Below are 2,274 nucleotides of genomic sequence, written 5' to 3' on the forward strand. Positions count from 1 at the left end.
GGGGCCGGGTTGCCGTAGTAGGCGTCGGGGCCGTGTTTGCGGGTGTAGTGGCGGGCCAGGAGGTGCGGGGGTGGTGGGGCGGTGGGGGACAGTGCGAGGGTCTGGATGGCCATCTGCGCCACGGCCTCGCAGATGATGGCGTGTTCCAGGGATTTGCGGGCGGTGGTGCCCCAGGTGAAGGGGCCGTGGTTGGCGACGAGGGCGGCCGGGACCTCGGCGGCTCTGCGGTCGTCGCTGGCCAGCAGGTCGACGATGACGCGGCCGGTGTTGTACTCGTAGTCGTTCGCGCACTGGTCGGGGGTGAGGTCGGGGGTGCAGGGGACGGGCCCGTTGAAGGTGTCGGCGTGGGTGGTGCCCAGGACGGGGATGTCGCGGCGGGCTTGTGCGAAGGCGACGGCGTGGGTGGAGTGGGTGTGGGTGATGCCGCCGATGGAGGGGAAGGCGAGGTAGAGGCAGCGGTGGGTCTCGGTGTCGGTGGAGGGACGCAGGTCGCCGCCGACGACTGTGCCGTCGGAGAGGCGGACGGTCACCAGGTGCTCGAGGGCGAGGTTCGCGTAGGGGATGCCGGAGGGCTTGATGACGAACACCCCGGCCTCGCGGTCGACGCCGCTCACGTTGCCCCAGGTCAGTGTCGCGAGACCGGCCTGGGGGATGGTCAGGTTGGCGTCCAGTACCTCGTGCCGCAGGCCGTCACGGACTCGCGCGGTCATCGGTGCTCTCCTTGCGGATCGGTCAGGAACTCGGGGGTCGTGGGGGTCAGAGGGCCTGGGCGAGGCGGTGGTAGGCGGCGTTCCAGCGGATTTCCTTGGCGAGGTGTCCGGTGGTGGTGGTCTCGTCGATGGTGAGCAGTTCGACGCCGGTCATGGCGGCGTAGTCGGTGAGGGTTTCGGTGTCGACGGCGGAGCTGAGGACGGTGTGGTGCGGGGCACCGGCGAGCAGCCAGCTCTCCGCCGATTCCGCCAGGGACGGACGTGGCTTCCAGACGGCGCGGGCGACGGGGAGGCGGTGGAGGGGTTCGGTGGGGGTGACGACGTCGACGGTGTTGGCGGTGAGCCGGAAGCGGTCGCCGAGGTCGGAGAGGCCGACGACGAGGGCGGGGCCGGGGGCCGCGTTGAAGACGAGGCGGACGGGGTCCTGGCGGCCGCCGATGGACAGGGGGTGGATTTCGCAGCTGGGGCGGTCGGCGGCGATGGAGGGGCAGACCTCCAGCATGTGGGCGCCGAGGATGCGCGGGGTGCCGGGGCCGAGGTGGTAGGTGTAGTCCTCCATGAAGGAGGTGCCGCCCGGCTTGCCTGCGGCCATGACCTTCATCGTGCGCAGCAGTGCGGAGGTCTTCCAGTCACCCTCGCCGCCGAACCCGTAGCCGTCGGCCATCAGGCGCTGGACCGCGAGACCGGGCAACTGCCGCAGTCCGCCCAGGTCTTCGAAGTTGGTGGTGAAGGCGGTGAAGCCGCCCTCGGTGAGGAAGGCGCGCAGACCGATCTCCTGGCGGGCCGCGTAGAGGAGGGAGTCGTGGCGGATGCCGCCGGGGCGCAGGGCCGGGACCACGTCGTACAACTCGACGTATTCGGCGGCGAGTTGGGCGGCCTCCTTGTCGGCGACCTCGTCGACGACGGCAACCAGGTCGTTGACCGCGTAGGTGTTCACCGAGTAGCCGAACCGCAGTTGGGCCTCGACCTTGTCGCCCTCGGTGACGGCGACGTCGCGCATGTTGTCGCCGAAACGGGCCAGCCGCAGCGTGCGTGAGGCGTGGCGGGCGACGGCGGCCCTCGCCCAGGTTGCGACGCGCCGGATCACCCTGGGGTCGGTGGCGTGACCGGCGACGATCTTGCGGTCGATGCCGAGGCGGGACTCGATGTGGGCGAACTCGCGGTCGCCGTGGGCGGCCTGGTTGAGGTTCATGAAGTCCATGTCGATGCTGGGCCAGGGCAGCGACAGGTTGTACTGGGTGTGCAGATGCAGCAGCGGCCGGTCCAGGGCGGAGAGTCCGGCGATCCACATCTTGGCCGGGGAGAAGGTGTGCATCCACACGATCACGCCCACACAGGTGTCGGAGGAGCTTGCCTCCTGGCACAGCCGGCGGATCGCGTCGGCGTCGGTGAGGACCGGCTTCCACACGATGCGGACCGGGATCTTCCCGGGACCGGAGAGGATCTCGGCGATGCTGCGGGACTGCTCGGCGACCTGGTGCAGGACGTCGTCGCCGTACAGGCCCTGGCTGCCGGTGAGAAACCAGATCTCCTGGTCGGGGTAGGGAGAGGCTGTGGTGTCCAT

The 2,274-nt window shown here is 70.1% G+C and carries 2 protein-coding genes; both read right to left on the bottom strand.

Features of this window, described 5'->3' with window-relative positions; translation table 11 throughout:
- Nucleotides 1-710 (bottom strand): L-ribulose-5-phosphate 4-epimerase AraD (gene araD / locus ACFXC1_RS51175; protein WP_381257363.1); only part of this gene is annotated, 710 nt, incomplete at its 3' end.
- Nucleotides 711-756: 46 nt separating this feature from the next.
- Nucleotides 757-2,274 (bottom strand): L-arabinose isomerase, encoded by a 1,518-nt coding sequence (gene araA, locus ACFXC1_RS51180; protein WP_381257366.1) that lies wholly within the window; start codon nt 2,272-2,274, stop codon nt 757-759.

The sequence above is a fragment of the Streptomyces hokutonensis genome (genome assembly GCF_042751305.1).
Taxonomy (GTDB): domain Bacteria; phylum Actinomycetota; class Actinomycetes; order Streptomycetales; family Streptomycetaceae; genus Streptomyces; species Streptomyces hokutonensis_A.

What these genes read in the sequence shown, in the direction of transcription:
- araA (WP_381257366.1), bottom strand. Translation starts at nt 2,274, where the DNA reads ATGGACACCACAGCCTCTCCCTACCCCGACCAGGAGATCTGGTTTCTC.